General features: G+C 70.1%; 27 protein-coding genes and 1 pseudogene. 21 read left to right on the forward strand and 7 right to left on the reverse strand.

Annotation, left to right across the window (positions count from 1 at the left end; translation table 11 throughout):
- Positions 1 to 207, reverse strand: a pseudogene (locus tag CIW48_RS06600) (5-aminolevulinate synthase); the annotation flags it as partial.
- A gap of 315 nt (positions 208 to 522) precedes the next feature.
- On the opposite strand from CIW48_RS06600, the gene CIW48_RS33835 reads away from it, so the two are divergent.
- Both CIW48_RS33835 and murA read left to right on the forward strand, forming a co-directional pair.
- Complete coding sequence (locus CIW48_RS33835; protein ID WP_149310109.1) at positions 523 to 702, forward strand: hypothetical protein; 180 nt, start codon at positions 523 to 525, stop codon at positions 700 to 702.
- A gap of 86 nt (positions 703 to 788) precedes the next feature.
- Positions 789 to 2,078: a UDP-N-acetylglucosamine 1-carboxyvinyltransferase gene (gene murA / locus CIW48_RS06610; protein WP_149310110.1), complete on the forward strand. Its 1,290-nt coding sequence runs from the start codon at positions 789 to 791 to the stop codon at positions 2,076 to 2,078.
- A 139-nt stretch (positions 2,079 to 2,217) separates the two neighbouring features.
- Here murA and CIW48_RS06615 read toward each other — a convergent pair whose 3' ends face one another.
- The gene (locus CIW48_RS06615) at positions 2,218 to 2,607 is read right to left on the reverse strand and encodes a hypothetical protein (protein WP_149310111.1); all 390 of its coding nucleotides are present in this window, start codon (positions 2,605 to 2,607) and stop codon (positions 2,218 to 2,220) included.
- A 187-nt stretch (positions 2,608 to 2,794) separates the two neighbouring features.
- Here CIW48_RS06615 and CIW48_RS06620 point away from each other — a divergent pair, with 187 nt between their 5' ends.
- The 5 genes from CIW48_RS06620 (at position 2,795) to CIW48_RS06640 (ending at position 6,164) form a co-directional block, all read left to right on the forward strand.
- Positions 2,795 to 3,241: a DUF2948 family protein gene (locus CIW48_RS06620; RefSeq protein ID WP_091789891.1), complete on the forward strand. Its 447-nt coding sequence runs from the start codon at positions 2,795 to 2,797 to the stop codon at positions 3,239 to 3,241.
- A gap of 21 nt (positions 3,242 to 3,262) precedes the next feature.
- On the forward strand, positions 3,263 to 4,558 hold the full coding sequence (gene hisD, locus CIW48_RS06625) for a histidinol dehydrogenase (protein ID WP_149310112.1): 1,296 nt from the start codon (positions 3,263 to 3,265) through the stop codon (positions 4,556 to 4,558).
- A gap of 10 nt (positions 4,559 to 4,568) precedes the next feature.
- The gene (locus CIW48_RS06630; protein ID WP_149310113.1) at positions 4,569 to 5,051 is read left to right on the forward strand and encodes a UPF0262 family protein; all 483 of its coding nucleotides are present in this window, start codon (positions 4,569 to 4,571) and stop codon (positions 5,049 to 5,051) included.
- A gap of 23 nt (positions 5,052 to 5,074) precedes the next feature.
- Positions 5,075 to 5,557, forward strand: a complete 483-nt coding sequence (locus tag CIW48_RS06635) for a low molecular weight phosphatase family protein (protein ID WP_149310114.1) — start codon at positions 5,075 to 5,077, stop codon at positions 5,555 to 5,557.
- A 163-nt stretch (positions 5,558 to 5,720) separates the two neighbouring features.
- Positions 5,721 to 6,164 (forward strand): hypothetical protein, encoded by a 444-nt coding sequence (locus CIW48_RS06640; protein WP_149310115.1) that lies wholly within the window; start codon positions 5,721 to 5,723, stop codon positions 6,162 to 6,164.
- An 85-nt stretch (positions 6,165 to 6,249) separates the two neighbouring features.
- On the opposite strand, the gene CIW48_RS06645 is transcribed toward CIW48_RS06640, so the two are convergent.
- Both CIW48_RS06645 and CIW48_RS06650 read right to left on the reverse strand, forming a co-directional pair.
- Positions 6,250 to 6,576, reverse strand: a complete 327-nt coding sequence (locus CIW48_RS06645) for a hypothetical protein (RefSeq protein ID WP_149310116.1) — start codon at positions 6,574 to 6,576, stop codon at positions 6,250 to 6,252.
- A gap of 123 nt (positions 6,577 to 6,699) precedes the next feature.
- Positions 6,700 to 7,383: a transglutaminase-like cysteine peptidase gene (locus tag CIW48_RS06650; protein ID WP_173009201.1), complete on the reverse strand. Its 684-nt coding sequence runs from the start codon at positions 7,381 to 7,383 to the stop codon at positions 6,700 to 6,702.
- A 250-nt stretch (positions 7,384 to 7,633) separates the two neighbouring features.
- Here CIW48_RS06650 and CIW48_RS06655 point away from each other — a divergent pair, with 250 nt between their 5' ends.
- The 5 genes from CIW48_RS06655 (at position 7,634) to CIW48_RS06675 (ending at position 13,547) form a co-directional block, all read left to right on the forward strand.
- Complete coding sequence (locus CIW48_RS06655; protein ID WP_149310117.1) at positions 7,634 to 8,203, forward strand: c-type cytochrome, methanol metabolism-related; 570 nt, start codon at positions 7,634 to 7,636, stop codon at positions 8,201 to 8,203.
- Positions 8,204 to 8,365: 162 nt separating this feature from the next.
- Positions 8,366 to 9,568 (forward strand): FIST N-terminal domain-containing protein, encoded by a 1,203-nt coding sequence (locus tag CIW48_RS06660; RefSeq protein ID WP_246695153.1) that lies wholly within the window; start codon positions 8,366 to 8,368, stop codon positions 9,566 to 9,568.
- Positions 9,565 to 10,911 carry a hybrid sensor histidine kinase/response regulator gene (locus CIW48_RS06665; protein ID WP_149310119.1) on the forward strand — a complete coding sequence of 449 codons (1,347 nt, stop codon included), beginning with the start codon at positions 9,565 to 9,567 and terminating at the stop codon, positions 10,909 to 10,911. Before CIW48_RS06660 ends, CIW48_RS06665 begins: the two co-directional genes overlap by 4 nt.
- Before the next feature lie 450 nt (positions 10,912 to 11,361).
- A complete protein-coding gene (locus CIW48_RS06670; RefSeq protein WP_246695154.1) occupies positions 11,362 to 12,681 on the forward strand; it encodes an MFS transporter in 1,320 nt (439 codons plus the stop codon).
- 68 nt (positions 12,682 to 12,749) lie between these two features.
- Positions 12,750 to 13,547 carry an SDR family NAD(P)-dependent oxidoreductase gene (locus CIW48_RS06675; protein WP_149310121.1) on the forward strand — a complete coding sequence of 266 codons (798 nt, stop codon included), beginning with the start codon at positions 12,750 to 12,752 and terminating at the stop codon, positions 13,545 to 13,547.
- Between the two features lie 319 nt (positions 13,548 to 13,866).
- Here the strand turns inward: CIW48_RS06675 and CIW48_RS06680 are convergent, their stop codons facing one another.
- On the reverse strand, positions 13,867 to 14,226 hold the full coding sequence (locus tag CIW48_RS06680) for an SWIB/MDM2 domain-containing protein (RefSeq protein ID WP_149310122.1): 360 nt from the start codon (positions 14,224 to 14,226) through the stop codon (positions 13,867 to 13,869).
- A gap of 243 nt (positions 14,227 to 14,469) precedes the next feature.
- On the opposite strand from CIW48_RS06680, the gene CIW48_RS34465 reads away from it, so the two are divergent.
- From CIW48_RS34465 to CIW48_RS06690, 3 genes are all read left to right on the forward strand, one after another.
- Complete coding sequence (locus CIW48_RS34465) at positions 14,470 to 14,592, forward strand: hypothetical protein (protein WP_281407330.1); 123 nt, start codon at positions 14,470 to 14,472, stop codon at positions 14,590 to 14,592.
- A 49-nt stretch (positions 14,593 to 14,641) separates the two neighbouring features.
- Entirely contained in the window at positions 14,642 to 15,127 is a 486-nt protein-coding gene (locus CIW48_RS06685) for a DUF2721 domain-containing protein (protein WP_149310123.1), read from the forward strand.
- A 115-nt stretch (positions 15,128 to 15,242) separates the two neighbouring features.
- Complete coding sequence (locus CIW48_RS06690) at positions 15,243 to 15,677, forward strand: PRC-barrel domain-containing protein (protein ID WP_149310124.1); 435 nt, start codon at positions 15,243 to 15,245, stop codon at positions 15,675 to 15,677.
- 28 nt (positions 15,678 to 15,705) lie between these two features.
- On the opposite strand, the gene CIW48_RS06695 is transcribed toward CIW48_RS06690, so the two are convergent.
- Complete coding sequence (locus CIW48_RS06695; RefSeq protein ID WP_091778558.1) at positions 15,706 to 16,113, reverse strand: hypothetical protein; 408 nt, start codon at positions 16,111 to 16,113, stop codon at positions 15,706 to 15,708.
- Positions 16,114 to 16,454: 341 nt separating this feature from the next.
- Here CIW48_RS06695 and CIW48_RS06700 point away from each other — a divergent pair, with 341 nt between their 5' ends.
- From CIW48_RS06700 to CIW48_RS06725, 6 genes are all read left to right on the forward strand, one after another.
- Positions 16,455 to 17,174 (forward strand): PRC-barrel domain-containing protein, encoded by a 720-nt coding sequence (locus CIW48_RS06700; protein WP_149310297.1) that lies wholly within the window; start codon positions 16,455 to 16,457, stop codon positions 17,172 to 17,174.
- A complete protein-coding gene (locus CIW48_RS06705) occupies positions 17,171 to 18,532 on the forward strand; it encodes an MFS transporter (RefSeq protein WP_149310125.1) in 1,362 nt (453 codons plus the stop codon). Before CIW48_RS06700 ends, CIW48_RS06705 begins: the two co-directional genes overlap by 4 nt.
- A gap of 206 nt (positions 18,533 to 18,738) precedes the next feature.
- Positions 18,739 to 20,508 (forward strand): ABC transporter ATP-binding protein, encoded by a 1,770-nt coding sequence (locus CIW48_RS06710; RefSeq protein ID WP_149310126.1) that lies wholly within the window; start codon positions 18,739 to 18,741, stop codon positions 20,506 to 20,508.
- Positions 20,509 to 20,801: 293 nt separating this feature from the next.
- Complete coding sequence (locus CIW48_RS06715; RefSeq protein ID WP_149310298.1) at positions 20,802 to 21,731, forward strand: glutaminase; 930 nt, start codon at positions 20,802 to 20,804, stop codon at positions 21,729 to 21,731.
- Between the two features lie 89 nt (positions 21,732 to 21,820).
- The gene (locus CIW48_RS06720) at positions 21,821 to 23,230 is read left to right on the forward strand and encodes an MFS transporter (protein WP_149310127.1); all 1,410 of its coding nucleotides are present in this window, start codon (positions 21,821 to 21,823) and stop codon (positions 23,228 to 23,230) included.
- A gap of 202 nt (positions 23,231 to 23,432) precedes the next feature.
- Positions 23,433 to 24,446 carry an adenosine kinase gene (locus CIW48_RS06725; RefSeq protein WP_149310128.1) on the forward strand — a complete coding sequence of 338 codons (1,014 nt, stop codon included), beginning with the start codon at positions 23,433 to 23,435 and terminating at the stop codon, positions 24,444 to 24,446.
- Positions 24,447 to 24,494: 48 nt separating this feature from the next.
- On the opposite strand, the gene CIW48_RS06730 is transcribed toward CIW48_RS06725, so the two are convergent.
- The gene (locus tag CIW48_RS06730; protein ID WP_149310129.1) at positions 24,495 to 26,174 is read right to left on the reverse strand and encodes a methyl-accepting chemotaxis protein; all 1,680 of its coding nucleotides are present in this window, start codon (positions 26,172 to 26,174) and stop codon (positions 24,495 to 24,497) included.
- Positions 26,175 to 26,205: the final 31 nt, after the last annotated feature.

Genomic DNA, 26,205 nt, shown 5'->3' on the forward strand with positions numbered 1-26,205 from the left:
CGTGATCTCGGCCGTCTTGCCGTCGGGCTGGCGCCACTTGGCCGTCGGAAACCGCCCCGAAATCCGCTCGATATCCGCAAACACACGGTAGCGCCGCTCGCCGTGCAACTGATCCAGGGCGCCGCGGAAGTATCGCTCGTAGCCGGAACCGGCACGCGTCGATCCCGCTGCGGCGAGCATCGTGCTGGGCATCCGGGTGACGGTCATCGAGCGTCCTTCGCGTGTTCGGCCGCGCGGGTGGCGCCTTCGAGCGCCCGGGTCCCGCGATCGAGGTCCGGCCTCGGTCAGTCATTCGCGTGAGGGCCGGAAGATACGCGCGGATCTGGAACTGGTTCAAGGTAAGGTTCCGACATCGCTGCCTTGCATCCGTTGAGAGGCCCTCGCGAACCGGCTAGCGTCCGGCAGGATCTTCCCGTCCGAACTTGGCTCCAGCGCCCTGTATCAGCCCATGTTTCCACCCGCAGATGGCTCACCCGGCAAGAACGTGCGCGCCCCAACCTTGCGGCGACCAAGGGTCGCGCCATGACAAAGGCGAAGGACGAGCGCGCGGAACGTCTGAAGGCGGCGCTGCGACAGAATTTGCGCCGTCGGAAGGCGCAGGACCGCGGCAGGGCGGAGGCGAGGCCCTCTCCGGACGCGGACCCGTCCTGCGCGCACGAACCTGACGGAAGAGGTCCTGATTCCGACAAATCCGGTCTATAGGGCACGGCCAAGCCTGGGCGCTGCCGCGCCCGCGAGCAGCACGGCCGGCCGCGCGCCATCGAGGGTGCGCCGCCCGAGGACAAACGATGGACCGCATCCACATCACCGGCGGCGCGCCGCTCAACGGCGTGATCCCGATCTCGGGCGCCAAGAACGCGGCGCTGCCGCTGATGATCGCCAGCCTGCTCACGGGCGAGACGCTGGAGCTGATCAACGTGCCACGGCTCGCCGACATCGCGGCGCTGACGCGGATCCTCGGCAACCATGGCGTGGACCACATGGTCGTCGGCAAGCGCCCCGGTCAGACCACCGAGACGGGTCAGACCATCCGGCTCACCGCCTCCAACGTCATCGACACCACCGCGCCCTACGACCTCGTCTCAACGATGCGGGCGAGCTTCTGGGTGATCGCGCCGCTGCTCGCCCGGTTCGGCGAGGCCAAGGTGTCGCTGCCCGGCGGCTGCGCCATCGGCACCCGGCCGGTCGACCTGCTGATCATGGCACTGGAGAAGCTCGGGGCCGAGATCGAGATCGACGCCGGCTACGTGGTCGCCCGCACGAAGAACGGCCTGCGCGGCGCCGAGGTCGCCTTCCCCAAGGTCACGGTCGGCGGAACGCATGTCGCGCTGATGGCCGCCGCCCTCGCCTACGGGACGACGGTGATCGAGAACGCCGCCCGCGAGCCGGAGGTGGTCGATCTCGCGGAATGCCTGAACAAGATGGGCGCCAAGATCCGCGGCGCCGGCACGCCGCGCATCGAGATCGAGGGCGTGGCGCGCCTGAACGGCGCCCGCCACGAGGTCCTGCCCGACCGGATCGAGACGGGAACCTACGCCATGGCGGTGGCGATGACCGGCGGCGACGTCGTCCTCAAGGACACCCGGGCCGAGCTTCTGCACGCGGCCCTCGACGTCCTGTCGACCACGGGGGCGGAGATCACCCAGGTCGAAGGCGGTATCCGCGTGCGCCGCAACAGCGCCGGCATCGCGGCGGTCGACGTCACCACGGACCCGTTTCCGGGCTTCCCCACGGATCTGCAGGCGCAGTTCATGGCGCTGATGACCCTCGCCAAGGGCCAGTCGCACATCCGCGAGACCATTTTCGAGAACCGGTTCATGCACGTGCAGGAACTGGCCCGCCTCGGCGCGAAGATCCGCCTCGAGGGCGACCTCGCCATCGTCGAGGGCGTGGAGCGGCTGAGGGGCGCCCCCGTCATGGCCACCGACCTGCGCGCCTCGGTCTCCCTGGTCATCGCGGGCCTTGCCGCCGAGGGCGAGACCCAGATCAACCGGGTCTACCATCTCGACCGCGGCTTCGAGGCTCTGGAGGCCAAGCTCGCCCGCTGCGGCGCGCAGATCGAGCGCGTGAGGGCCTGACACGCCCGTCGACCGCCCGGAAGACCGGGGAAACCAGGCCACCGGATCAGTCCGAAGGTCGCGCAGGTGCCCCGTCTCGCCCCCGGCCCGGCATCTCGGCGGCCCATTCCCTACGGACCCTGCGCGACAGCCGGTGCGCTCAGTCCGCGATCCTCCCGCGCTTGTAGCCGAAGCCGGGCATGTCGCAGCCGCAGGGCGCATCGGGCGGTGCCGGTCGCGTCAGGCACGTGCCGCGGGCGGTCACGCAGACGCTGTCGTCCCACCGGCGCCCGGGGCCGGCGGGCCAGCGCAGGCGGGGCCGGTCGTATTCGTCCTCGAATGGCGGTGGAGGCGGACGCCAGCCGTAGCCGTCATCGGCAGGCGGCGGCGGGCGCCCTCCGGGCGGCGGAGCATAGGCGTCGCGATCCGGCCCCGGACGGCCGTAGATATAGGGCCGCGCGTCCGGGCCGACCTGCGCGCCCGCGGGACCGACCGCCTGCATTCCAATCGTCACCACCGCCAGAACCGCGTGCGTCGTGAGCTTGGCCATCCGCTCCCTGCCTGGGCTCGTCCGCCGCCGCTTCTAAGCGGTGGCGCTGGGCCGAGCCTGGACCCGCCCGGGATCGTGATCCCCAGCCCAGCCGTTGCCCGAACGGGGTCGCGCCGCTACCTACGCCGTGCCGCAGGCCGGCCCCCACCTTCCGACCCGCGCCCCGTATTCCCCGAGGACCCTCTGCATGGAGCTGCTCAGGCTCGCCGCCCTCGACACCGAGGACCTGACCGTGATCTCGGCCCACCTGCAGGACGCGATTTTGCGGCCGGAGGATCTGACCTATCTCGCCGGCGAGCAGCGCTTCCTCATGGTCGCGCGGCGCTTCGACTGGACGCCGGACGCCCCGCCCCGCCGTCGCCTCACCGGCCTGCACATCGAGCGCGTTCAGGGCGTGAAGAGTCGCGGGCTGATGCCGGGCGACACCACGCCCATGAGCCTGCTCGCCCTGACCTTCGAGCCGACGGATGCGCCCTCCGGGCATATCGACCTCGTCTTCTCCGGCGGCGCAGCCCTCCGGCTTGCGGTCGAGTGCATCGAGGTCCGGATGAAGGATCTCGGCCCGGTCTGGGAATCGGCCACCCGTCCCGGCCACAACATCGACACCGACACGGCCGCCGGTCCGGCGGCCTGACGCGAGACAGAAGGCTTTCCGATGGTCCGGCTCGACAGCAGCGATCCGAATTTTGCCGCCGCCTTCGCGCACCTCCTGACGGTGAAGCGCGAGATCGCCGAGGACGTGGACGAGGCGGTGCGCGGCATCATCGCCGACGTCGTCGCCCGCGGCGACGCGGCCCTGGTCGATTTCACCCGGCGCTTCGACCGCCTCGGCGATGATTTCACGGCCGAGCACCTGCGGGTCACGGAGGCGGAGATCGTCGCGGCGGTCGCGGCCTGTCCGCCGGATTCCCTGGAAGCCCTGCGCCTCGCGGCCGAGCGGATCGAGAGCTTCCACCGGGCCCAGCGACCCGAGGATCACCGGGCCACTGACGCTCTCGGCGTCACAGCCGGCTGGCGCTGGACGGCGCTGGAATCGGTGGGGCTCTACGTCCCGGGCGGGACCGCGAGCTATCCCTCCTCGGTGCTGATGAACGCGCTTCCCGCCCGCGTCGCCGGGGTGCCGCGGCTCGTCATGGTCGTGCCGACTCCGGATGGCCAGATGAATCCGCTGGTCCTCGCCGCCGCGCAGCTCGCCGGCGTCCACGAAATCTACCGGGTGGGCGGTGCCCAGGCCGTGGCGGCGCTCGCCTACGGCACCGCCACCATCGCCCCCGTGGCCAAGGTCGTCGGGCCGGGCAATGCCTGGGTTGCGGCGGCCAAGCGCCGGGTCTTCGGCCAGGTCGGGATCGACATGATCGCCGGCCCCTCCGAGGTGCTGATCCTGGCCGACGGCCACGCCAACCCGGACTGGATCGCCGCCGACCTGCTGGCGCAGGCCGAGCACGACGTCGCGGCCCAGGCGATCCTAATCACCGACAGCGCCGAACTGGCCGACGCCGTCGACGGTGCGGTGGAGCGCGCCCTCACCACCCTGCCCCGCCAGGAGATCGCCCGGGCGAGCTGGCGCGATTATGGTGCCATCGTGCGGGTGCGGACCTTCGACGAGGCCGTGCCCCTCGTCGACCGACTCGCCCCGGAGCATCTGGAGATCGAGACCCAGGACGCGGAGGCGCTCGCCGGCAAAGTGCGCAATGCCGGCGCGATCTTTCTCGGCTCGCACACGCCGGAGGCGATCGGCGACTATGTCGGCGGCCCCAACCACGTCCTGCCGACCGCCCGCTCCGCGCGGTTCTCCTCCGGACTCGGGGTGCTCGACTTCATGAAGCGGACGACGATCCTCGCCTGCACGCCGGAGAGCTTGCGGGCGCTCGGCCCGGCAGCGATAAACCTCGGCCGGTCCGAGGGCCTGGAGGGGCATGCCCGCTCCGTCGCGATCCGGTTGAACCTGTGAGGCTTTGGGGATGGCGGAGAAGCAGCGCGGGCCGAACCGCCTCGCGAAGGTGAGCCTGGACGAGGCGTCCATCGCCCGCGGCAACCCGGATCAGGAGCACGAGCGGGCGATCGCGCTGTTCGACATTCTGGAGGACAATTCCTTCACGATCCCGGGTCGCGAGGGCCCCTACGCGCTGACGCTCGGCCTCGTCGAGAACAAGCTCTCCTTCGCCATCACCACGGTGGGCGGCGAGCCGGTGATGACGCACCTCCTGTCGCTGACCCCGTTCCGACGGGTGATCCGCGACTACGAGATGATCTGCGAAAGTTACTACAACGCGATCCGCACCGCCTCGCCGTCGCAGATTGAGGCGATCGACATGGGCAGGCGCGGTCTACACAACGAGGCATCCGACACGCTGAAGCAGCGCCTGGAGGGCAAGGTCGACCTCGACCATGATACGGCCCGCCGCCTGTTCACCCTGATCTTCGCGCTGCACTGGAAGGGCTAGGGCGCCCTCCGCGCCGACCGGCGATGGCTGAGCCCGTTCCCGAGCCTGCCCCCGACGCCCCTCCGAAGAAGCGGCGGGTGCAGTCCGTCCTGTTCATGTGCAACTACAACGCCGTACGCTCGGTGGCGGCGGAGGCGATCGCGCGCGCCTATTTCGGCAAGTCCACCTACGTGCAGTCGGCCGGGGTACGCTCCGGCGAGCCCACCGACCCGTTCATGATCGCGGCGCTCGACGAGGTCGGGATCGACGCGAGCCGACATCGGCCCCGCACCATCGAGGAGCTCGAGGACTGGGAGGGGCTGAACTTCGACCTGATCATCACCCTCGCACCCGAGGCGCATCACCGCGCACTGGACCTGACGCACACGCTCGCGGCCGATGTCGAGTACTGGCCGACCCCCGATCCGACTCTGGTTCAGGACGCCTCTCGGGAGCAGCGCCTGGACGCCTACCGCGACGTTCGCGACGGGCTCACCAGGCGGATCAAGGCCCGCCTGAAGGGTTGAGCCGCCCGAGTCGCAGCCGGCTTCCATATTCTGAATGGTCAGGAGCCGCGGCTGTCCCGGGCCAAGGCTTGCCGCCCGAGTCATGAGAATCCGAGCCGGAAGCGTCAGATCCCGCCGATCCTGCTATAAGATCTTCTGCAGCATTCGATTCGGCAGAAACATCATGGCCATCTGCAGAAGTCTTATTGCCTCCGCAATTCTCTACGCGATTTCTATATCACCATCATTATCCCAATGGCGACCGACTGGCGAGCTACTCACCTTTTCTTCAAAAAACAGATGTGAAAGAACTGCCGGCAGGGTTGCGGCAATTAACGATGGCATCCTGTATTTCTGTCCTGCGCGGGCCGCAGAAGTCGATGCACAGGTTTCTGACGCCAGCCATTTTTACGTCGTTCACGAATATGGCCATCTGGCCATCCACACGACCTCGACGAAGCTCGCCGATTGCTGGGCGGCTCATAAGCTGGCATCCGCCCCGAAGGGGTCCCATTACATCAGGCAATGGATCAAGCACTGGCGGACCTACGGGACCGCGGATGCGGCCTACGGAACCGCTGAAGAACGGATCTCGAACGTCCGCAGCTGCTGTGCCTGCGGCGCCTGAGCGGTTGCCAAGCGGAGCAGGCGCGGCGCCGGCGACGCCTGGCCCGAAAGCCTCCCTGTCGTGGTCGCTGGTCTGTCGGGACGGTTCACCCGCTGCGCCCAACAAGCCACGCCCGGAAGCGCCCGGCCACGAGCGGCCGCGCGCGGGCAATATCCGTCTCGTCGAGGAGCGGCGAGCCTGCCAGGGCCGTGAGATAGGCTTCCTCGGAACCCCGGCACGCCAGGAAGGCCGCGTCGGCAGCGAGGTCCCGCTCCGTCAGCACGGCCTGGATCCGGAAATTGCGGCTGAGGCAGTCCCGCCAGATCTCATGCCGCATTGCAGTGGCGTCGGCCGCCTGCGCCCGGCCAGCCGCCCCCACGATCAGCATTGTCCCGAGAAACAGGGCCGGCGACAGCTGGCGGGCTCGCGACATCGATCAGGCACTCCGTCCCGGCACAGAGTGGCGCCAACAGGGTTAGCGCTCGGTTAAGATCAAGGGCCCAGGTCTCGAAACGGCGGCTGCCGGGGATCGGTGAGCCGGGTCGCGTGAGGGGTTTCAGCGGTTGGCGGTGGTGACCGGGGAGGTGACGCCGCCGAGCGAGACCCAGGCGACCGCGTCCTGGCTCTCGCGCTTGATGTAGACGTAGCCGGTCTTGTGCCAGGGCAGGATCGCGTTGGTCTTGTTGTCCAGGACCAGGTCGCCCCGGTCGGTGACGAGCGTCAGCACCGCGTGGCCCTCGCCCTTCTCGTCGATCACCACGGTCATGCGCATCGCCCGCCGCGGCAGGCCGGCCTCGGCCAGCAGGTGGCGCTTGAGAAGCTGGAAGTCCTCGCAATCGCCGATGCCGTCCTCGGCCAGATCCCAGCGATCGGCCACGTGCAGGTGGTCCTGATCGGTCATCGGCTCGACCGCCTTGTTGACCCGGCGGTTGACCGACACGATCGTGGCCCAGGTGGCGGGCGTCAGGCTGATCCGGGCCGGCTCGCTCCGGTCGACCGCGCACTCGGCCGCGTAGCTCTGGCAGAACGTCACCCAGGCGACGATCGGCTTCGCGTCGCCCTGCACCCGGGCGCCGGCCTCGGTGGGCAGGCTCGCCAGCGTCTGCGCCTGAACCGGGGCGGCGACGCCCGCGATGCCTAGGGCTGCGAAGGCGGCGAGGGCCGCGAGACGGCTCCGGGCGAGCCGACGCGAGGCGGGTCCCTTGACCAGTCTCTGCATCATGGAAACCGCGAACCGCATCGCCGGGACCCAACCGTTAAGCTCTCGTTAACGAAAGCTCTCACGCCGGAGGGCCGGCGGCAATGCGCCGATTAACAAAAGGTTAATGCTGTGCGCAACGCGGATAAGCGTCCTTCTGTCGGGTTCTCGCGGCACTCATCGGCCATGCGCGAAAACGTGAAGGCGCAGCAAGGCGTTCTCCGCCGCGCTTCGTCGTTATCCCCGCACCGCGCCAGCAAGAAGAAGCCTGTGGGCGGCAGGAGGACGACGCATGCGGTGCTTCGCGAACCGGGCTGCCGGTATCATCCTGGTCGGACTTGCAGCGGAAACCCTCGGGATGCTCCCGGCCTCCGCCGCGGCCCCGACGGCCGGCGCGCCCGCGGCCGACCTGAAGAGCGAGGGCCCGACGCAACCGGCCCAGCTCAAGGACGGCCAGTACACCGACAAGAACGGCGATCCGACCTACCACGTCACGGAGGGCGGCAAGAAGGTCGACTGGTACACCATGTCCGGCTACGTACGGTACAATTCGAACTGCATCGTGTGCCACGGCCCGGACGGGATGGGCTCGACCTACGCGCCGTCGCTGGTCGACGCCCTCAAGGGCATGGACTACGCGCACTTCGCCGGCATCGTCGTGGGCGGCAAGAAGGACGTGAACGCCTCGCAGGAGCTGGTCATGCCCGCCTTCGGCGATAACAAGAACGTCATGTGCTACCTGCCGGACATATACACGTATCTCCGCGCCCGCTCGGACGGGGCGCTCGGCCGCAACCGGCCGCCCGAGCACGAGCCCAAGCCCGCGGCCTTCGAGAAGGCCGAGGATGCCTGCATGAAGTGAGCGCTCACCCTCCGGTCGGCGTCGCGAGTGAACCAGGCCGGGGTAACACGCCCCGTTGCACCGCTTGGTTGCGCACGACATACTCCGCGCAAGACGCTGAAGAGCGGGCACCAAGCCTGCCGAGGGGGTCGCAGGGGGTGGAACGTGGCTCAAGGATCGGGAGTGCGCCGCCATCTGTGCGGCATCTGGACGGCCTGGACGGACGCGGCCGGGGCCACCGACGCGGCCGCTGAGGTCGCCCGCGCGGTCGGCGACTCCGCCCTGTCCCAGATCGTCGCGTTCTTCTCCGCGGATTATGATGCCGAGATCCTGGCCCGCGCGCTGGAGACCCGGTTCCCCGGCGTGCCGGTGGCGGGCTGCTCGATGTCCGGCGGCATCGCGCCGGCCGGCGGCCTGGACCGCGGGCTCGTCGTCATCGCGTTCCCGGCCGAGCGTTTCCGGATCGTCTCCACGATCCTCGACGCCATCGACCACCTCGACGTGGAGCGGACCGCCTCCGCGGTCCGGGCGCTGCGCCGGACCCTCGACCCGCTGGACCGAGGCCGCGAGGTCGACGCGGCTGCCTCCGGACACCGCTTCGCCCTGTCGCTGATCGACGGGCTTGCCAATGCCGAGGAGACGGTCGTCTCGGCGATCGCCTGGGCGCTCGACGGCATCCCGATCGTCGGCGGCTCGGCCGGCGACGATCTGCGCTTCCGCGACGCCGTCCTCCTCCACGGCGGGAGGATCCACCGCAAGGCGGCGGTCCTGATCCTCGTCGAGACCGACTTCTCGGTGGAGATCTTCAAGAGCGACAATTTCGAGCCGACCCGAACGAAGTTCGTGGTCACCGCCTCGGACGGCGAGCGCCGCACCGTGCAGGAACTCAACGCCGAGCCGGCGGCCCGGGAATACGCGACGGCGATCGGCCTCGACCCCGAGGGTCTGTCGCCGATGAGCTTCGCCGCCTACCCGCTCGCCGTGAAGGTCGGCGGCGAGTATTTCTGCCGCTCGATCCGGCGGGTGAACGAGGACGGATCGCTCAGCTTCTTCTGCGCGGTCGATGAGGGCGTGGTGCTCACGCTCGCCGAGCCGCGCGACATCGTCGCCTCGACCCGGGCGGAACTCGCGCGCCTCGACGCGGTGCTCGGCGGCGTCGACCTGATCATCGGCTTCGAATGCGTGCTCCGTCGCCTCGACGCCGAGAGCCGGCAGGTGCGCCACGGCATCGTCGACCTCTATCGCAGCTACAACGTCGTCGGCTTCGAGACCTTCGGCGAGCAGTACCGGGCGATGCACCTGAACCAGACCTTCACGGGCATCGCCATCGGCAAGGCCCTGGCCGACGGTGCGCCCGGTGCCGACCCGACCCCGGTCGCGTCGTGACCCTGCACCCGAACGGCCTCGGGACCGACGCCTCCCTGCACCGGCGGATCGAGAAGCTCGAGCGCATCAACGCCGCGCTGATGTCCCATGTCGAGCGCTCCATGGACCAGCGGGGCAGTGCCTACTCGCTGTTCCAGACGGCGATCATGCTCGAGGGCCGGGTCCGCACCCGCACCGAGGAACTGACCGGGCTGATGCACCGCCTGGAGCGCTCCAACGAGGCGCTGGCCGCCGCCAAGGAGGAGGCCGAGACCGCCAACCGGTCCAAGACCCGGTTCCTCGCGGCAGCGAGCCACGACCTGCTTCAGCCGGTCAACGCCGCCCGCCTGTCGATCTCGGCGCTGGCCGATCTCGACGTGCCGCCGGAGGCGCGCGCCATCGCGGGCCAGGTGGAACGCGGCCTGCAGACCATCGAGGATCTGATCAAGACGCTGCTCGACATCTCCAAGCTCGATGCCGGGATCGTCCGGCCGCAGATCCAGCCGGTATTTCTGCCCGACCTGCTGGCGGAGCTGGCGGAGAGCTTCAAGCCCTTCGCGCAGCGCAAGGGCCTGCGGCTGTCGCTGCGCTGCCCGGACGTCACCGTCGCGAGCGACGTCGTGCTCCTGCAGCGGATTCTCCAGAACCTCGTCTCCAACGCCGTCCGCTACACGCATGCCGGCGGGATCGTCCTGGCGGCCCGGCGGCGGTCCGGCGGCATCCGGATCGAGGTGACCGATACCGGCTGCGGCATCGCCGCGGAGGAATGCGACCTCGTCTTCGACGAGTTCTTCCGCGGCGGAGCCCGGACCGGAAGCGGCGAGGATCCGGGCCTCGGCCTCGGCCTGTCGATCGTCCGCCGCATGGCCCAGGCCCTCGACCATCCCCTGCGGCTGCGCTCCCGGATCGGCCACGGGACCCGGGTCGCCCTGACGCTGCCCTTGAGCACGATCCCGGCCGCCGTCGCCCCCCCGGCCCCGGTGGCGACCCGGCTCTCGGGCGCGCACGTCCTCGTCGTGGAGAACGACGTCTCCACGGCCGATGCCCTCGCGCGCCTGCTTCACAACTGGGATGCCCGGGTCTCGACCTTCCGCGACCTCGCGGGGGTGCGGGCCGCCGTCGAAGCCGGCGCCGCGCGGCCGGACATCCTGGTGCTCGATTACCATCTCGACGACGGCGCCTGCGGCCTCGACGTGGCCGCCTATCTCCGGGCGCTGCGGCCCGATCCGCTCCCGGTCATCGTCACCACCGCCGACCATTCGGCGGCGGTCGAGGACCGGGTCACGGCAGCCGGCGCGGAACTCGTGCACAAGCCGATCAAGCCGGCCCAGCTCCGCTCCCTGCTCACCTACATGCTGGCCTGAGCGGCATGCGGGGTTCCGGCGATCCTGAGTTTTGACGGCCTGCGAGGCTTGCGCCGTTTCCGGATCGCCGGAGCTCCGGCGGAACGCGATCCTGCGCCGGGCACGGGATCCGCTACAGAGCGGCACGCCCCCTCCCCCAACACCGCAGCGATCGGACGCGAACAAACCCGCCCGCGTCGTGACATAGGACACACCGCGCCCCTCGACGGGCCTCGCCGCCTGGGCGAGAGGGAACGGCATCCGCAGCGCGTCCCGCGGTCGGATTTTCCCACCCATCGACGTCACGGGCCCGCCGGGACGCCGCAGGAGCGCGCGAGAATGGCGCAGATCCCGCACGGCCCAGGCGCAACGCCAGGCCTCCCCCAAGGCACCCCCCAAGGCGTTCCACGAGGACCTGTCCCACGAGGACCCTCTCAGGACGGCCTGCCGCCGCGCGAGCGGGTCCTTGCCATGGCGGCGATCGGGCTTGCCATGACCATGGCGGTCCTGGACGGGGCCATCGTCAACGTCGCGCTGCCGATCGTGGCGAAGGATCTGGCGGTCCGGCCGGCCGACGCGATCTTCGTGGTCAACGCCTATCAGATCGCCGTCACGGCGAGCCTCCTGCCCTTCGCGGCCCTTGGCGACATCTTCGGCTTCCGCAAAGTCTACCTGCCGGGGTTGGCGGTCTTCGTGGCCGCCTCCCTGGCCTGCGCGCTGGCGCCGAGCCTGCCGCTGCTGATCGCGGCCCGGATCGTCCAGGGACTCGGCGCCGCGGCGATCATGAGCGTCAATATCGGCTTCGTGCGCTTCATCTACCCGCACCGGATGATCGGCCAGGGCGTCGCCAATGTCGCGCTGGTGGTGGCGGTGGCCTCGGCCGCCGGCCCGACCGTCGCGGCGGCGATCCTGTCGGCGGCGACCTGGCCGTGGCTGTTCCTCGTCAACATCCCCGTAGGCCTGCTGGCCCTGGCGGTGGCGTCCCGGACCCTGCCGGTGACGCCGGCGAGCGGGCGCCCCTTCGATCTCGTGAGCGCGGTGCTCAACGCCCTGACCTTCGGCCTGCTGATCATCGGGATCGACGGCCTCGGCGATCCGGAGGCGCGGGACACCGCCGTCATCGAACTCGCGGCCGCCCTCTTGATCGGTGCGGTGTTCGTTCGGCGCCAGATCCGGCTGGCCGCCCCGCTCCTCCCGGTGGACCTGCTGCGGATCCCCGCCTTCGCCTTGTCGATGGCCACCTCCGTCGCGTCGTTCTGCGCCCAGATGGTCTCCTACGTGGCGCTACCCTTCTACTTCCAGGACGTGCTGCACCTCACCAGCACTCAGACCGGCTTCCTGCTCACGCCGTGGCCGATCGCGGTCGCCGCGATGGCGCCGATCTCCGGCCGCCTCGCCGACCGCTATCCGCCCGGCATCCTCGGCGGGATCGGGCTCGCGATGATGGCCGCCGGCCTCGTCAGCGTGACCCTCCTGCCCGCTTCTCCCGCCACCTTCGACATCGTCTGGCGGCTGACCCTGTGCGGCCTCGGCTTCGGCCTGTTCCAGTCGCCCAACAACAAGGTCATCGTCACCTCGGCACCGCGCGAACGGGCTGGAGGGGCGAGCGGGATGCAGTCGACGGCGCGGCTCACCGGGCAGTCGCTGGGCGCGGCCCTGGTGGCGGTGGTCTTCGGCCTGACGCACGGCCTGGGGGCCGAGCGGGCCGTAACCCTGTCGCTTTCCTGCGCGGTGGCGCTCTCGGTGATCGGCGGCTGCGCCAGCGTCCTGCGCCGGAGTCGGAGCGGCTAGACGGATCCCGAATGCCACCCGGGACACCGGCCCGCGTTGATGCTCAGATTACCGTGCTGGAGCGCTCCATGGATCTCGATCTCACCGGCCGGAAAGCCCTGGTCACCGGCTCGACCGGCGGCATCGGCTTCGCCATTGCCAGGGAACTCTGCGACCTCGGCGCGGAGGTCGGCATCAACGGCCGCACGCCCGAGCGGGTCGAGGCGGCCATCACGAAGCTGCGGGGCGAGGCAAAAGCCGGCGGCGCCTTCGCGGCGCCCGGCGATGTCGCCACAGCCGAAGGCGTTGCCGCCCTGGTCGAGGCGCTGCCCGCCGTGGACATCTTGGTGAACAACACCGGGATCTTCGAGCCGAAGCCGTTCTTCGAGATCCCGGATTCCGACTGGCAGCGCTTCTTCGACGTCAACGTGATGAGCGGCGTGCGCCTGTCCCGATCCTACACACCCGGCATGGCGGAGCGGGGCTGGGGGCGGGTGATCTTCATCTCCAGCGAGTCCGGCATCAACACGCCGACCGAGATGGTCCATTACGGGATGACCAAGACCGCGCAGCTCGCCATCTCCCGCGGGCTGGCGCAGACGGTGGCGGGCAGCGGCGTGACGGTCAACAGCGTCCTGCCCGGCCCGACCCTCTCGGAAGGCGTCGGCGAGTTCATGAAGCAGATGGCCGGCGGTGCGGCCGATGCCGATCTGGAGGCGATGGGCCGCAAGTTCGTCGCGGAGCACCGGCCCTCCTCGCTGATCCAGCGCCTGGCGCGGGTGGAGGAGGTGGCCAATCTCGTGGCCTATCTCTGCAGTCCGGCCGCAAGCGCCACCACCGGCGCCGCCCTACGTGTCGACGGCGGTGTCCTGCAGGGCTTGGCCTAGTACCCGAGCGGGTGCGGGTGCAGCCGGACGGTTTCAGACGCGGTCGTTACGCGGTCGTTCGGCCTGAAAACTCGCGATCACGAGGGTGTGCTCTCCGGGCTGCAACGCACGGGGAAGCCCGGAATCCAGACCCGCCGGACCTTGCCCGGCACAGGCGGATCGCCCGAAGCAGCCGGATAGATCTGCGGCTCTGGATTCCGGGCCCTCGCCCGCGGCGTGCCACGCCGTGTCGGCCGGTCTTCCGGCACGACGGGAGCGTCACGATGGCTCCTAGAGCCGTCGGCCCGGACGAAATGCCGGACTTGGCTCTAGGACGCGATCAAGCCTTCAGGTGGGCAGCGAGATGCTTGTTCATTTCGAACATCGAGCACTTGTCCTTGCCGAAGACCTTCTTGAGCTTGTCGTCGGCAACGATCTCGCGCTTGTTCTCCGGGTTCTGAAGGTTGTTCTTCTTGATGTAGTCCCAAACCTTGCTGACCACTTCGCCACGCGGCAGCGGGCTGGTCCCGACGATGGCGCCGAGCTCAGCCGACGGCTTCAGCGGCTGCTGCAGAGCATTCGGCTTGGTGCCGGCCGCCTTCGCGGCGGCAGGCTTCGCAGCCTTGGCCGGAGCAGCCTTCTCCGCAGTCTTGGTGGTCTTGGCCGCCTTCGGCGCAGCCTTCTCGGTCTTTGTGGCCATAAACTTCCTCCGGTTCTCGGGCCGCAGGCCGGGGCGTGATCGCCCCACGGCCGAGCCAGCATAGCAGCAACTAAGCGGTGCTGCCGCCGTTCCAAGGGGAAATTGCCTTTGCGGCCCCCTCATCCACAAGGCACGCACGGAAATCCCCTGTGGGATCGCCGAATTGACGCCGCCGTGAAGATTATTCACCCGGATGCTGGGCGCGAAACCTGCTCTTAACAATCCTGCGCGCGATGTACAGACATGTTCGCCCCGGCCCTCACGCTCGCGCTCCTGCTCGCCACCGGACTGATCACGGGCCTCGGGCTCGTGATCCGGGCCGAGACGGCCGCCCCCGGCATCGCGTCGGGCCGCGGCCTGGTCTGAGCGGACCGGGATTGCCGCGCCGGGCCGCCGGGTGCATCAGCCCGACCGCATGATCGACCCTATCTCCCTCGCAAGCCTGGAGAGCACCGCCCACGTGGTTCAGGTGGCGCTGAGCCCGGTCTTCCTCCTGTCGGGCATCGCGACGCTGCTTAACGTCTTCGGCGCCCGGCTCGCGCGGGTGGCCGATCAGGCCGACCATGTCTCCGGATTGCTGGCCGGTGCCGGCGATGCGGAGCGCATCCACCTCGGGCGGCGCCTGGACCGGCTTCACCGGCGTTCGCTGGCGCTGGATGCGGCGGTGTTCCTGGCCGCGCTCGGCGGTGTGGCGACCTGCGGCTCGGTGCTGACCCTGTTCGTCGGAGCCCTGCGCGACAGCACGGTCGCGAGCCTGCTGTTCGGCCTGTTCGGCGCCGCGATCCTATGCACGCTATGCGCCCTGGTGGCCTTCGGGTTCGAGATGCTCCTGGCGAACCGCTCGGTGCGCGACCGGATCAACCAGAGGCGCGCAAGCGCCGGGATGCCGCCCGACCGCTGAGCGATCGGTGCGGGCCCGGACAGCCGGCCCGTCTGCGGAACCCGTCCCGGCCCACGGGCTTAGTGAGCCGAGGGACCGCCACGCGGGCACGACCCCGCGCGAACCGGGAGAAACCATGCCCACGGACCTGCCCAATGAACGCGCCCTGAGGAAGCCCGGCACGCTGGAACTCGATCCCACCGGCGAGGGTGTCGCCATCGACGAGACCCCGCGGCTGATCGCGTCCAACAAGGTCGAGGGCACCGCCGTCTATGATCGCACCGGCCGCCATCTCGGCGCCGTCCACAATTTCATGGTGGACAAGGTGTCCGGGCAGGTCGCCTACGCTGTCCTGGCCTTCGGAGGCTTCCTCGGGTTAGGCGAGACACATCACCCGCTGCCCTGGAAGGCCCTGACCTACAGCACGGAACTCGGCGGCTACGTGGTCGATATCGATCCCGGGTTGCTCGCGGGGGCTCCGAGCCACGGGGCCGGCGAGGACGGTTTCGCCGATCCGAGCTATCGCGCCCGGATCGAGACCTTCTACGGATTGCGCGCGCCCACCGCCTGAGTCGGGGCGGGGAGCTCAGCCGGTCGGCTCAGAACTTCCCGCCGAGGCCAACGCTGCCGCCGGGCGACAGCATCGGGCCCATCGAGCCGCTGCCGCCGCTGCCGCCGACCGCCGCGTTGCCACCGTCGAGGTCCTCGCGGCGGATCCGGCGCTCGCCGCTATCGGCGCTCCGGGTCGCGCCGCCGGCGGTTCTGGGGATTGCGAGCTGCTTCGTCGGTGCGGTCTGGAGCGGCTGCCCGTCGGCATCAACCGCGGCATTGCGCGGCTCACGGTTCGGCAGGGACCCGCGCAGCGACGGCGGGAGGCCGACCTCCGTCGCCGGCATCACGCCGCCGCCGCCGCCGAGCGCCTGACATCCGGACACGAGGCCGGCCAGGGCTGCGCCGAGCGCGAGGCCGCGCGCTGCGGCGCATCGCGACGTGGGGAGGGTCGACATCGTGTGGTCCTCGAAAGTGGCCGCGGTGCCGTCCGCGGCTCGCATGGGCTTATGCGCGGTTGTCTACGCCGGGGATGCGGCGAAAACCAGACAGCGCCCTCGCGCAGCGGGGGATCGTCCCGGGATCCGCCGCGACAGCGCTGCGCGGGCGCGTGGCTCGAGGCTTGCTGTCCGGTCCTCGCGGTCCATAACTTCGCCCAGGTCCTGCGGCACGACGCCATCCGCAGGCAGGGTCCCGCCGGTGGCGGGCCCGGGACCGGCCGATACGGTCGCGGACGCGCCGGCGCGCCGGTGCAGCCCGGCCTTTCCTCAGAGGACGCAGCGTGTTCAGAACCAACCGGATGATCGCGGCCGTGACGCTCGCACTCTGGGCGTCGGGAGCTGCGGCGCAGGCCCAGGTCGGCGGCAGCGGCAGCGGCAGCGAGGGTGCGTCCGGCCAAGCCGCCCCGCAAAGCCCGGCCGTGCTTCCCCCGGCCGTGCCTCCGGCGCTGCCTCCCGCGAATCCTCCCCCCGCTGCAGCGCCGGCCGCACCGGCGACCGTCACTCCGCCCGCGCCCGCGGCGCAGGCTCCGCAACAGGGCACGCCCGCCACGGTCCTCGACACCCAGGATTACGAGAGCCTGCTCGGCCGCAGCGTCCGCAGCGCCGGCGGCGACGAACTGGGCCGGGTCATCGACATCATCATCGACAAGGACGGCCACCCGCGCGCGGCCATCATCGATTTCGGCGGCTTCCTCGGGGTCGGGACCCGCAAGATCGCCGTGGACTGGCGCGCCCTGCGCTTCACGCCCGATGGCGCCAAGGAGCGCAAGCTGTCGGTCGCGCTGACCCGCAACCAGGTCCGGGTCTCGCCGGAATACAAGGCCGGCGAGCCGATCGTGGTGCTCGGCCCCGCCAGCCCGGCCGCCCCCGCGGCCGAGGGCGAACCGGCGGCCACGCCTTCCGTGCCGACGCCTGCCGCTCCGGCGCCGGGTTCGTCCGCCTCGCCGCAACCGGCGCCCGCGGCGGCTCCGGCCTCGACCGCGCCCGCCCTTCCCGTGGAGAAGGCACCGGATAAGTGACGGTGGCCCGGTTGAAGGCCAGAACCGCCGCCTCCCCCCGCGAGCGCGACGTGCCCCGGCAGGACATCCGCTCCCGTCCCGTCCGCCTGAAGGATCAGGCTGCGGAGGCCGCGCGCGCGCCGGCGTCTCAAGCCGCCCATGGCGGACGCGCGATGTCGGCGGCGAGCCGTTACGGCCTCGATGCCTTCGCGTTCTTCGTGGCCAACCTGCAGACCGGGTTCGGTCCGTTCCTGGCGGTGTACTTCTCGCAGGCCAAGTGGACCCAGTCCGATATCGGCTTCGCCCTGACGGTGGGGAGCCTCGTCGCGCTGCTGGGCCAGGTGCCGGGCGGCGCCTTCGTCGACGTCGCGCGTTCGAAGCGCTTCGCCGCCGCCGTGGCGGTGATCGGGATCGCCGGCAGCGCCTTCGCGCTGGCGGTCTGGCCGAGCTTCCTGGTCGTGCTCCTGGCCATGGCCCTGCACTCGGCAGCGAGCTGCGTGCTGACGCCCGCCATCGCGGCGATCAGCATCGGCCTCGTCGGGCGCGCGCAGGCCGGAGAGCGCCTCGGCCGCAACGCGAGCTTCGCGGCCCTCGGCAATGCCCTCGGCGCGGCCGGGATGGGCGCCATCGGCTATTACCTGTCGAACGGCGCCGTCTTCTACCTCACCGCCGCGCTCGGGATCCCGACGGTGATCGCACTGGCGCGCATCCGCGCCCAGGACATCGATCCCAGTGTGCTCAAGGAGCCTGCGGCCGCCCAGGCGGCGCCGTCGCCCGGGCAGGACGGCATCCGGGCGCTGCTGACCAACCGCGGCCTCCTGTGTTTCGCGGCCTGCATGGTGCTGTTCTTCCTCGCCAATGCCGCGATGCTGCCCCTGGTCGGCAGCGTCCTGACCCTGCGGGCGAGCGAGACCGCCACCGCGCTGGTCGCCGCCTGCATCATGGTCCCGCAGGCGGTGCTGGCGGTCAGCGCCCCGGCGGTCGGCCGGGCGGCCGAGCGATTCGGCCGCTACCCCGTGCTGCTGTTCGGGTTCGGCGCCCTGCCGGTCCGCGGTTTGCTGCTCGCCTACACGACCAACCCCTACGGCCTCGTCGCCATCCAGGTCCTCGACGGAATCTCGGCTTCGGTGCTCGGCGTGATGGTGCCGCTGATCGTGTCGGATCTCACCCGCGGCACCGGCCGCTTCAACCTCGCCCTCGGTGCGGTCGGCACCGCGATGGGCATGGGCGCCGCCCTCTCGACCTCGCTCGCCGGCATCATGGCCGACCATCTCGGGAGCCACAGCGCCTTCCTGGGCCTCGCGATCGTGGGTTTCGCGGCCTTCATGCTGGTCGCGCTGATCATGCCGGAGACGCGCCAGACGCCGCGCCCGGCCTGACCCCGGCCGCGGCACCGGATTCGCTAGGGTGTTTCCACGCCGCTCAAGCGGCGTTCAGGTTCTGCGGATAAAAGCGCGCGGGAGGTGCGGGTCGGTGAAACATATGGCAACGCTCTCGCGTTGCCGCTGCGGGTTCGACTGCGCCCGCGCTGCACTTCGCCTCAACCCGTAAGCCAAAGCCGCGCGAATACGGAATGGTCACCGCGATGGAAGAGCTGCACCGATACGCCGACAGGCCCTTCGCCTTCGTCGGACGGTATCTCCGGCGCCGCTGGCTGCCGCACCTGATCATCCTGGTCTCGGTGCTCGGCGCCGTCGGCTTCTCGGTCTCCACGGATTATGCGCTCAAGGGCGTCGTCGACGCGCTGACGAAGGGTCCCGGCTCGGGGAACACCGTGATCTGGAGCGCGCTCGCGGTCCTCATCGCCTTCATCGCCGCCGACAACATGCTGTGGCGCGTGGCAGCGCTGACGGGTGCCTTCACCTTCGTGGGCATCACCGGCGACATCCGTCGCGACCTGTTCCGGCACCTGACCGGCCATTCCCCGACCTTCTTCTCCGACCGGCAGCCGGGCACCCTGGCGTCGCGCATCACGGCGACCTCGAACGCGATCTTCACGGTCGAGAACATGTTCGTGTTCAACGTGATGCCGCCGACCGTCGCGGCCTTCGGGTCGATCGCCTACATCGCCACCGTCAACCTCACCATGGCGGGCATCCTGGCGGGCGTGTTCGCCGCCGTGGTCGTGCTGATGTTCAAGATGGCCGCGGCCGGCAAGCCGCTGCACCACGATTTCGCCGCCAAGGCCGCCTCCGTCGACGGCGAGATGGTCGACCTCGTCGGCAACATGTCGCTCGTGCGCGCCTTCTCGGCGTTCAAGCGTGAGGGCCAGCGCTTCGAGGGCACCATCGCCACCGAGATGCGCGCCCGTCGCTCGTCCCTGCTGTATCTTGAGAAGCTGCGCATCGTGCACGCGGTGCTGACCGTGCTCGCGGTGTTCGGCCTGCTCTACTGGGCGATCCAGATGTGGGAAGCCGGCCAGGCGACGAATGGGCAGGTCGTGCTGGTCTGCACGCTCGGCATCCGCATCCTCGCCGCCACCCGCGACCTCGCGGTCGCGCTGGTCGACGCAACGCAGCACACGGCCCGTCTCTCCGAGGCGCTGCACACCCTGCTCCAGCCCCACGACCTCGTGGATCATCCGGAGGCGCAGCCGCTGACCGGCCAGGGCGCCAAGATCGAGTTCGAGCACGTCGCCTTCAACTATCCGGACGGGCGCCCCGTCTTCACGGATTTCGACCTCGTCATCGAGCCCGGCCAGCGCGTCGGCCTGGTGGGCCGGTCCGGTGGCGGCAAGTCGACCCTGTTCTCGCTGATCCAGCGCTTCTACGACGTGCAGGGCGGGGCCATCCGCATCAACGGCCAGAACATCGAGCGGGTCACGCAGGAATCCCTGCGCGAGGCCATCACGGTGGTGCCGCAGGACGTCTCGATGTTCCACCGGTCCCTGCGGGAGAACATCCGCTACGGCCGGCCCGATGCGACCGACGAGGAGGTCTGGCAGGCGGCCGAGGCCGCGCATTGCACCGACTTCATCAAGGCGCTGCCGGAGGGTTTCGACACGATCGTGGGCGACCGCGGCGTGAAGCTCTCGGGCGGCCAGCGCCAGCGCATCGCCATCGCCCGAGCCATTCTGAAGAACTCGCCGATCCTGCTCCTCGACGAGGCCACCTCGGCGCTGGACGCGGAATCCGAGCAGGCGATCCGTCACGCCCTCGCCAACCTGATGAAGGGCCGGACCGTCATCGCCATCGCGCACCGCCTCTCGACGCTGCAGGATTTCGACCGGATCGTCGTGCTCGACGGCGGCCGCATCGCGCAGGACGGCTCGCCCGACAAGTTGACCCATCTCGACGGTTTCTTCCGGGAACTGATGAAGAAGGAATCCATGGCGATGGCCCTCGCCGCCGCCTGATACGGTTCCCTCAGGACCTGTCCCGTCATCGCGAGCGCAGCGAAGCGACCCGGGGCGGGGTGATCGTCTCGAGGGTTGCGCCCCTGGATCGCTTCGCTCCGCTCGCAAAGACGGCGGCGGCAGACAGGAAGGGCATCGGGCGACCCGAAACCGGACCCATCCGGGTCCGCCCGCTCCAGTTCTCTTGATCCGCCCAGGCTGCTAGATCATGCGGCGGCCGGACCGGAGCTTGCATCGCCCGAGACGTCGCCAACCGGCCCGGTTCCGACGCATCGCGACGCGTGAGCTACACCGTGCCCCACCTCGCCCTCGTCATCCGTGAGATCTCCGAGGAGATGGCGCAGCGCCCCGACCGGGGGGCGGTCGCGGACTACATCCCCGAACTCGCCCGCGTTGATCCCAACCAGTTCGGCATCGCGGTAATCGATTCCGAGGGCCGCGTCTTCGCCGGGGGGGACAGCGAGACGCCCTTCTCAATCCAGAGCGTGTCGAAGGTGTTCACCCTCACGCTTGCACTCGGCATGGCCGGCGATCGGCTCTGGAAGCGGGTCGGCCGCGAGCCGTCGGGCAACCCGTTCAACTCCATCGTCCAGTTGGAGCGGGAGCGCGGCGTGCCGCGCAACCCGTTCATCAACGCGGGCGCGATCGCGGTCACCGACGTGATCCTCTCGGGCCACGAGCCGCGCGAGGCCCTGGGCGAGATCCTGCGATTCATGCAGTTCCTCGCGCAGGATTCCACCATCGCGATCGACGAGACGGTGGCGGCCTCGGAGAAGCGCACGGGCTTCCGCAACACCGCGCTCGCCAACTACATGAAGTCCTTCGGCGTCATCGACAATCCGGTCGACTACACGCTCGGCGTCTACTTCCATCACTGCGCCATCGCGATGAACTGCCGCCAGCTCGCCTGTGCCGGCCGGTTCCTGGCGCATAATGGCGTCAACCCCTCGACCGGCCATTCGGTGGTCTCGGCGGAACGCGCGCGCCGCATCAACGCGATCATGCTGACCTGCGGCCACTATGACGGCTCGGGCGAGTTCGCCTATCGCGTGGGCCTGCCGGGCAAGAGCGGCGTCGGCGGCAGCATCCTGGCGATCGCACCCGGCAAGGCCTCGATCGCCGTCTGGTCGCCGGGTCTCGACGCGGCAGGCAATTCCCATCTCGGCCGCATCGCCCTGGAGCGGTTGACCCAGCGCATGGGCTGGTCCGTCTTCGGAGCGTGAGCGGCCCCTCGCGCGGCCCCTTGCGCAGCGCCCGCTTCCGCGGCACTGCGCCGGCAGGACGCGGAAGCGTCGCAGCAGGACTCGGGATGATGGCGACGACGACAGCGGCCCGGGCCGCCGATGACGCCCTCGACGCCGGCGCCATCCTGGCGCGCCTCGACCGTCTGCCCGCCACGCGCACGATATGGCGCCTGGTGGCGCTGCTCGGCCTCGGCTTCTTCTTCGAACTCTACGATCTCCTGTTCACCGGCTATGTCGCGCCGGGCCTCGTCAAGGCCGGGATCCTGACGCCGACGACCCCCGGCCTGTTCGGGGCGAGCGGCGTGGCGAGCTTCGTGGCCGCGCTCTTCACCGGCCTGTTCATCGGCACCCTTCTGTGCGGCTGGCTCGCCGACCGGTTCGGACGGCGGGCGATCTTCACGTGGTCGCTCCTGGCCTACACGGCCGCCAACGTGGTGATGGCCTGCCAGAGCGACGCCTTCGGCCTCAACCTCTGGCGGCTCGTCGCGGGGATCGGCCTCGGCCTGGAGATGGTGACGATCGGCAGCTACCTCTCCGAGCTGGTCCCGAAGGCGATCCGCGGCCGGGCCTTCGCCCTCTGCCAGGGCATCGGCTTCACCGCCGTGCCGGTCGTGGCGTTCCTGTCCTACCTGCTGATCCCGGTCGCCCCCCTCGGCATCGACGGCTGGCGCTGGGTGGTGCTGATCGGCGCCTCGGCGGCGATCGTGGTCTGGTGGATGCGGGCGGGCCTGCCCGAGAGTCCGCGCTGGCTCGTCGAGCACGGGCGCCTGGCGGAAGCCGAGGCGGTCCTGCGGCAGCTCGAAGCGCGGATCGCGACCGAGCATGGCGGCGCGCTTCCCGCACCGGCCGCGCCGGAGCCCGTGCAGCCGCGCGGCGCGTTCCGCGATCTGTGGGTCCAGCCCTATCGGCGTCGGGCCCTCATGATGGCGGGGTTCAACGTCTTCCAGACAGTGGGCTTCTACGGCTTCGCCAATTGGGTGCCGACCCTGCTGGTGGCCCAGGGCATCACGGTGACGTCGAGCCTCGCCTACACGGCTTTGATCGCGCTGGCCGCCCCGGTCGGCCCACTGATCGGGCTTGCCATCGCCGACCGGTTCGAACGCAAGCACGTCATCGTGGCCGCCGCGCTCGTCTATATCGGCTGCGGCCTGGCCTTCGCGCAGACACGCGACGTCACACTCATCGTGGCGCTCGGCATCGGCCTGACCCTGGCGTCCAACGTGATGTCGTACAGCTTCCACGCCTATCAGGCCGAGCTGTTCCCCACCGGCATCCGCGCCCGGGCGGTCGGCTTCGTCTATTCGTGGAGCCGCTTCTCGGCGATCTTCACGGGCTTCGTCATCGCCTTCGTCCTGCGGGAAGCCGGGACACCGGGCGTGTTCCTGTTCATCTCGGCGGCGATGCTGGCCGCAGGCTCGCTCGTCGGGCTCCTCGGCCCGCGGACGCGGGACGTCGCGCTGGAGAAGATCGCGGGGTGAGGCGCCGCGTCATCCATCCCCGCCGCGCAGGGCGGCCGGATCGAGATCCGCGTCGCGACCCAGGGGACGCCGGGTTCGACGCCACCCGGCTTCAGCCTGCGCGTGTCCGAGCTGCTCGCCGACCGTCCGCCCGCCGGCGGCGGAGCTTGATCCGATCCGAGGCGGATGCCACAGCGGCGCGAACGTGAATCAGGACGCCCGGATGACTGCACCCCTCGATCTCCTCGTGCTCGGCAACGCGATCGTCGACGTGATCGCCCGTACGGACGATGCCTTCCTGTCGGCGCAGGGCGTCACCAAGGGCGCGATGCAGCTCATCGACGAGCCGCGGGCCGAGGCGCTGTTCCAGGCCATGGGGCCGGCCACGATCGTGTCGGGCGGCTCGGGTGCCAACACGGCGGTCGGTGCGGCGCTGCTCGGGGCGAAGACCGGCTTCGTCGGCAAGGTCCGGAACGACGAACTCGGCGGGCTGTTCAGCCACGATCTCAAGGCGACCGGCGTCGGCTTCACCGTCCCGGCCGCCGCCGAAGGGCCGGCCACCGCACGATGCTTCGTGCTGGTGACGCCGGATGGCGAGCGCACGATGAGCACCTATCTCGGCGCCTGCCAGGGGCTCACGCCCGACGATGTCGACAAGGCGCTCGTGACCGCGGCCCGTGTCGTCTATCTCGAGGGTTACCTCTGGGATCCGCCGGCCGCCAAGGACGCGTTCCGCAAGGCCGCTCAGATCGCCCACCAAGCCGGCAATGCCGTCGCGCTGACACTCTCGGACGCGTTCTGCGTCGGCCGCTACCGCGAGGAGTTCCTCGGCCTCGTGCGGGACGGCAGCATCGACATCCTGTTCGCCAATATCGGCGAACTGCAGAGCCTCTACGAGACCGACGATCCCGAAGCCGCGGTGGCGGCTCTGCGCGCCGAGCGCAACCTTCGCGGCCGGCACCTGCTCGGCCTCGTCACGCGCTCCGCCGAGGGGGCACTGGTGGTGCAGGGCGGCGAGGTTCGCGCCGTCGAGGCGAGCCCGGTTCAGACGGTGGTCGACACGACCGGCGCCGGAGACCTGTTCGCGGCCGGCTTCCTGGCCGGCCATGCCCGCGGGCTCGACAATGTCACCAGCGCACGGCTCGGCACGCTCGCGGCCGCCGAGGTGATCCAGCATATCGGCGCCCGCCCGCAGGCGGACCTGGTCGGCCTGGCGAGGGCGCGCGGGCTCCTCTGAGGCGCCGCAGCGGGCGCTGGGGATGGTGCGTCCGCACCGGCCCCGCGCTCAGGCCGCGCGCACCGTCGCGAGGAAGCGTGCCACCTCGTCTCTGAGCGTCCCGGACCGGAGCGACAGCTCCGAGGCGGCCGAAAGAACCTGATCCGCTGCCGTTCCGGCCCCCTTCGCCGCCTCGGCGACGCCCGTGATGGTGCTGGTGACCTCACCCGCCCCCTGCGCGGCCTGGGAGACGTTGCGGACGATCTCCTGCGTCGCGGCGCCCTGCTGCTCGACCGCGGCGGCGATCCGGGTCGCCACCGCGCTGAGTTCCTGGACCCGATCGCCGATGCGGGCCATCGCGGAGACGGCGTCGCCGGTGGAAGCCTGGATCCGCGCGACGTGGCCGCCGATCTCGTCGGTTGCGCGCGCGGTCTGACCGGCCAGTTCCTTCACCTCCGCCGCCACGACGGCGAAGCCGCGGCCCGCCGCCCCGGCTCGCGCCGCCTCGATCGTCGCGTTCAGCGCCAGGAGGTTCGTCTGCTCGGCGATGGACGAGATCAGAGTCACGACATGACCGATCTGGATAGCCGCCCCGTTGAGATCCTGAACCAAGTCAGCGGTGGCCTGCGCGTCCGCAACCGCCGACTGGGTCAGCGCGGTCGAACTTGAGACCTGGCGGCCGATTTCCTGAACGGACACGCCGAGTTCCTCGGCCGCCGCCGCGACGTTGACGTTGGCGGCGGCCAGTTCGGCCGCGCTCGCCACCCGGCTGGAGCGGTCGGCGGTGGCGGAGGCCGCCTCATTCATGTCCGAAGCTGTGTCCTGCAGCACGGCGGCGGCGGCCGAGACCGTGCCGATGATCCCGCCGACCGTGCCCTCGAAGGCGTCGGCGATCGCGTGCATGCCGCTCCGGCGTTGCGCCTCTGCTGCGGCGCGGGCCTGCGCGGCTTCCGCCTCGAGCGTACGCGCCCGGATCAGGCCATCCTTGAAGACCTGGACGGAGGCCGCCATGACCCCGATCTCGTCCCGGCGCTCAGAGCCGCTGACCGCCACGTCGAGGTCGTTGGCGGCGAGCCGGCCCATGATGTCGGCCAGGGACCGGATCGGGCAGGCGAGCCGGCGCCAGACCCACCAGACCGCCGCGCCGGTCAGGATCGATCCGATGATCGACAGCGCGATGGTGACGGACCAAGCCGTCCGGAACGCCGCCTCGGCGCGCTGAACCGAAGCGTTCGTGCCCTCGGCATCCACCTTCGCCAGATCCGCCAAGGCCTCGAAGGTCGCCACCAGCGGCGGCCGCGCCGGCGCGATCGCGTCGCGGGCCGCATTTCTGTCGCCACGCTTGAGGGCGTCGACGATCGCCTCGCGCGCAGTGCGATAATCCTGCCAACGACTCTCGAACGCCTCCCACAACGCCCCCTCCCGGGGCGTCGCCGCGAGGCTCCGGTAGTGCCGGAAAGCCTCCGGGATGGTCACACCCATCTCGACAAACTCGGCATCGAGATCCCTGTTCTCGCCGTCATCGACGGCAACCACCTTGCGGATCGTCGTCGTGTGGAAGCGGAGCACCAGGAATTGGATCGCGTTGAGGCTGTCACTCTTGCGCAGCCAGATGTCGCGAGTCTCCACGGCAGCCGCATTGGTCGCCTGAATTTGCAGGAGCCCGACGGCTGAACCCATCAGAAACAGCACAAAGCCGATCAGAGAGGGCAATATCAGTCTTAGCGCTATGCTTTTATCTAATTTCATCTCAAATACCGTGAACGGCGACAACGCCGTA

The sequence above is a fragment of the Methylobacterium sp. P1-11 genome (assembly GCF_008329595.1).
Lineage (GTDB): Bacteria > Pseudomonadota > Alphaproteobacteria > Rhizobiales > Beijerinckiaceae > Methylobacterium.

Bases quoted from the DNA above. Each gene is read 5' to 3' on its own strand.
- CIW48_RS33835 (WP_149310109.1), top strand. From the start codon at position 523: ATGACAAAGGCGAAGGACGAGCGCGCGGAACGTCTGAAGGCGGCGCTG.
- murA (WP_149310110.1), top strand. From the start codon at position 789: ATGGACCGCATCCACATCACCGGCGGCGCGCCGCTCAACGGCGTGATC.
- CIW48_RS06615 (WP_149310111.1), bottom strand. From the start codon at position 2,607: ATGGCCAAGCTCACGACGCACGCGGTTCTGGCGGTGGTGACGATTGGA.
- CIW48_RS06620 (WP_091789891.1), top strand. From the start codon at position 2,795: ATGGAGCTGCTCAGGCTCGCCGCCCTCGACACCGAGGACCTGACCGTG.
- hisD (WP_149310112.1), top strand. From the start codon at position 3,263: ATGGTCCGGCTCGACAGCAGCGATCCGAATTTTGCCGCCGCCTTCGCG.
- CIW48_RS06630 (WP_149310113.1), top strand. From the start codon at position 4,569: ATGGCGGAGAAGCAGCGCGGGCCGAACCGCCTCGCGAAGGTGAGCCTG.
- CIW48_RS06635 (WP_149310114.1), top strand. From the start codon at position 5,075: ATGGCTGAGCCCGTTCCCGAGCCTGCCCCCGACGCCCCTCCGAAGAAG.
- CIW48_RS06640 (WP_149310115.1), top strand. From the start codon at position 5,721: ATGGCCATCTGCAGAAGTCTTATTGCCTCCGCAATTCTCTACGCGATT.
- CIW48_RS06645 (WP_149310116.1), bottom strand. From the start codon at position 6,576: ATGTCGCGAGCCCGCCAGCTGTCGCCGGCCCTGTTTCTCGGGACAATG.
- CIW48_RS06650 (WP_173009201.1), bottom strand. From the start codon at position 7,383: ATGCGGTTCGCGGTTTCCATGATGCAGAGACTGGTCAAGGGACCCGCC.
- CIW48_RS06655 (WP_149310117.1), top strand. From the start codon at position 7,634: ATGCGGTGCTTCGCGAACCGGGCTGCCGGTATCATCCTGGTCGGACTT.
- CIW48_RS06670 (WP_246695154.1), top strand. From the start codon at position 11,362: ATGGCGGCGATCGGGCTTGCCATGACCATGGCGGTCCTGGACGGGGCC.
- CIW48_RS06675 (WP_149310121.1), top strand. From the start codon at position 12,750: ATGGATCTCGATCTCACCGGCCGGAAAGCCCTGGTCACCGGCTCGACC.
- CIW48_RS06680 (WP_149310122.1), bottom strand. From the start codon at position 14,226: ATGGCCACAAAGACCGAGAAGGCTGCGCCGAAGGCGGCCAAGACCACC.
- CIW48_RS34465 (WP_281407330.1), top strand. From the start codon at position 14,470: ATGTTCGCCCCGGCCCTCACGCTCGCGCTCCTGCTCGCCACCGGACTG.
- CIW48_RS06685 (WP_149310123.1), top strand. From the start codon at position 14,642: ATGATCGACCCTATCTCCCTCGCAAGCCTGGAGAGCACCGCCCACGTG.
- CIW48_RS06690 (WP_149310124.1), top strand. From the start codon at position 15,243: ATGCCCACGGACCTGCCCAATGAACGCGCCCTGAGGAAGCCCGGCACG.
- CIW48_RS06695 (WP_091778558.1), bottom strand. From the start codon at position 16,113: ATGTCGACCCTCCCCACGTCGCGATGCGCCGCAGCGCGCGGCCTCGCG.
- CIW48_RS06700 (WP_149310297.1), top strand. From the start codon at position 16,455: ATGATCGCGGCCGTGACGCTCGCACTCTGGGCGTCGGGAGCTGCGGCG.
- CIW48_RS06710 (WP_149310126.1), top strand. From the start codon at position 18,739: ATGGAAGAGCTGCACCGATACGCCGACAGGCCCTTCGCCTTCGTCGGA.
- CIW48_RS06720 (WP_149310127.1), top strand. From the start codon at position 21,821: ATGGCGACGACGACAGCGGCCCGGGCCGCCGATGACGCCCTCGACGCC.
- CIW48_RS06725 (WP_149310128.1), top strand. From the start codon at position 23,433: ATGACTGCACCCCTCGATCTCCTCGTGCTCGGCAACGCGATCGTCGAC.
- CIW48_RS06730 (WP_149310129.1), bottom strand. From the start codon at position 26,174: ATGAAATTAGATAAAAGCATAGCGCTAAGACTGATATTGCCCTCTCTG.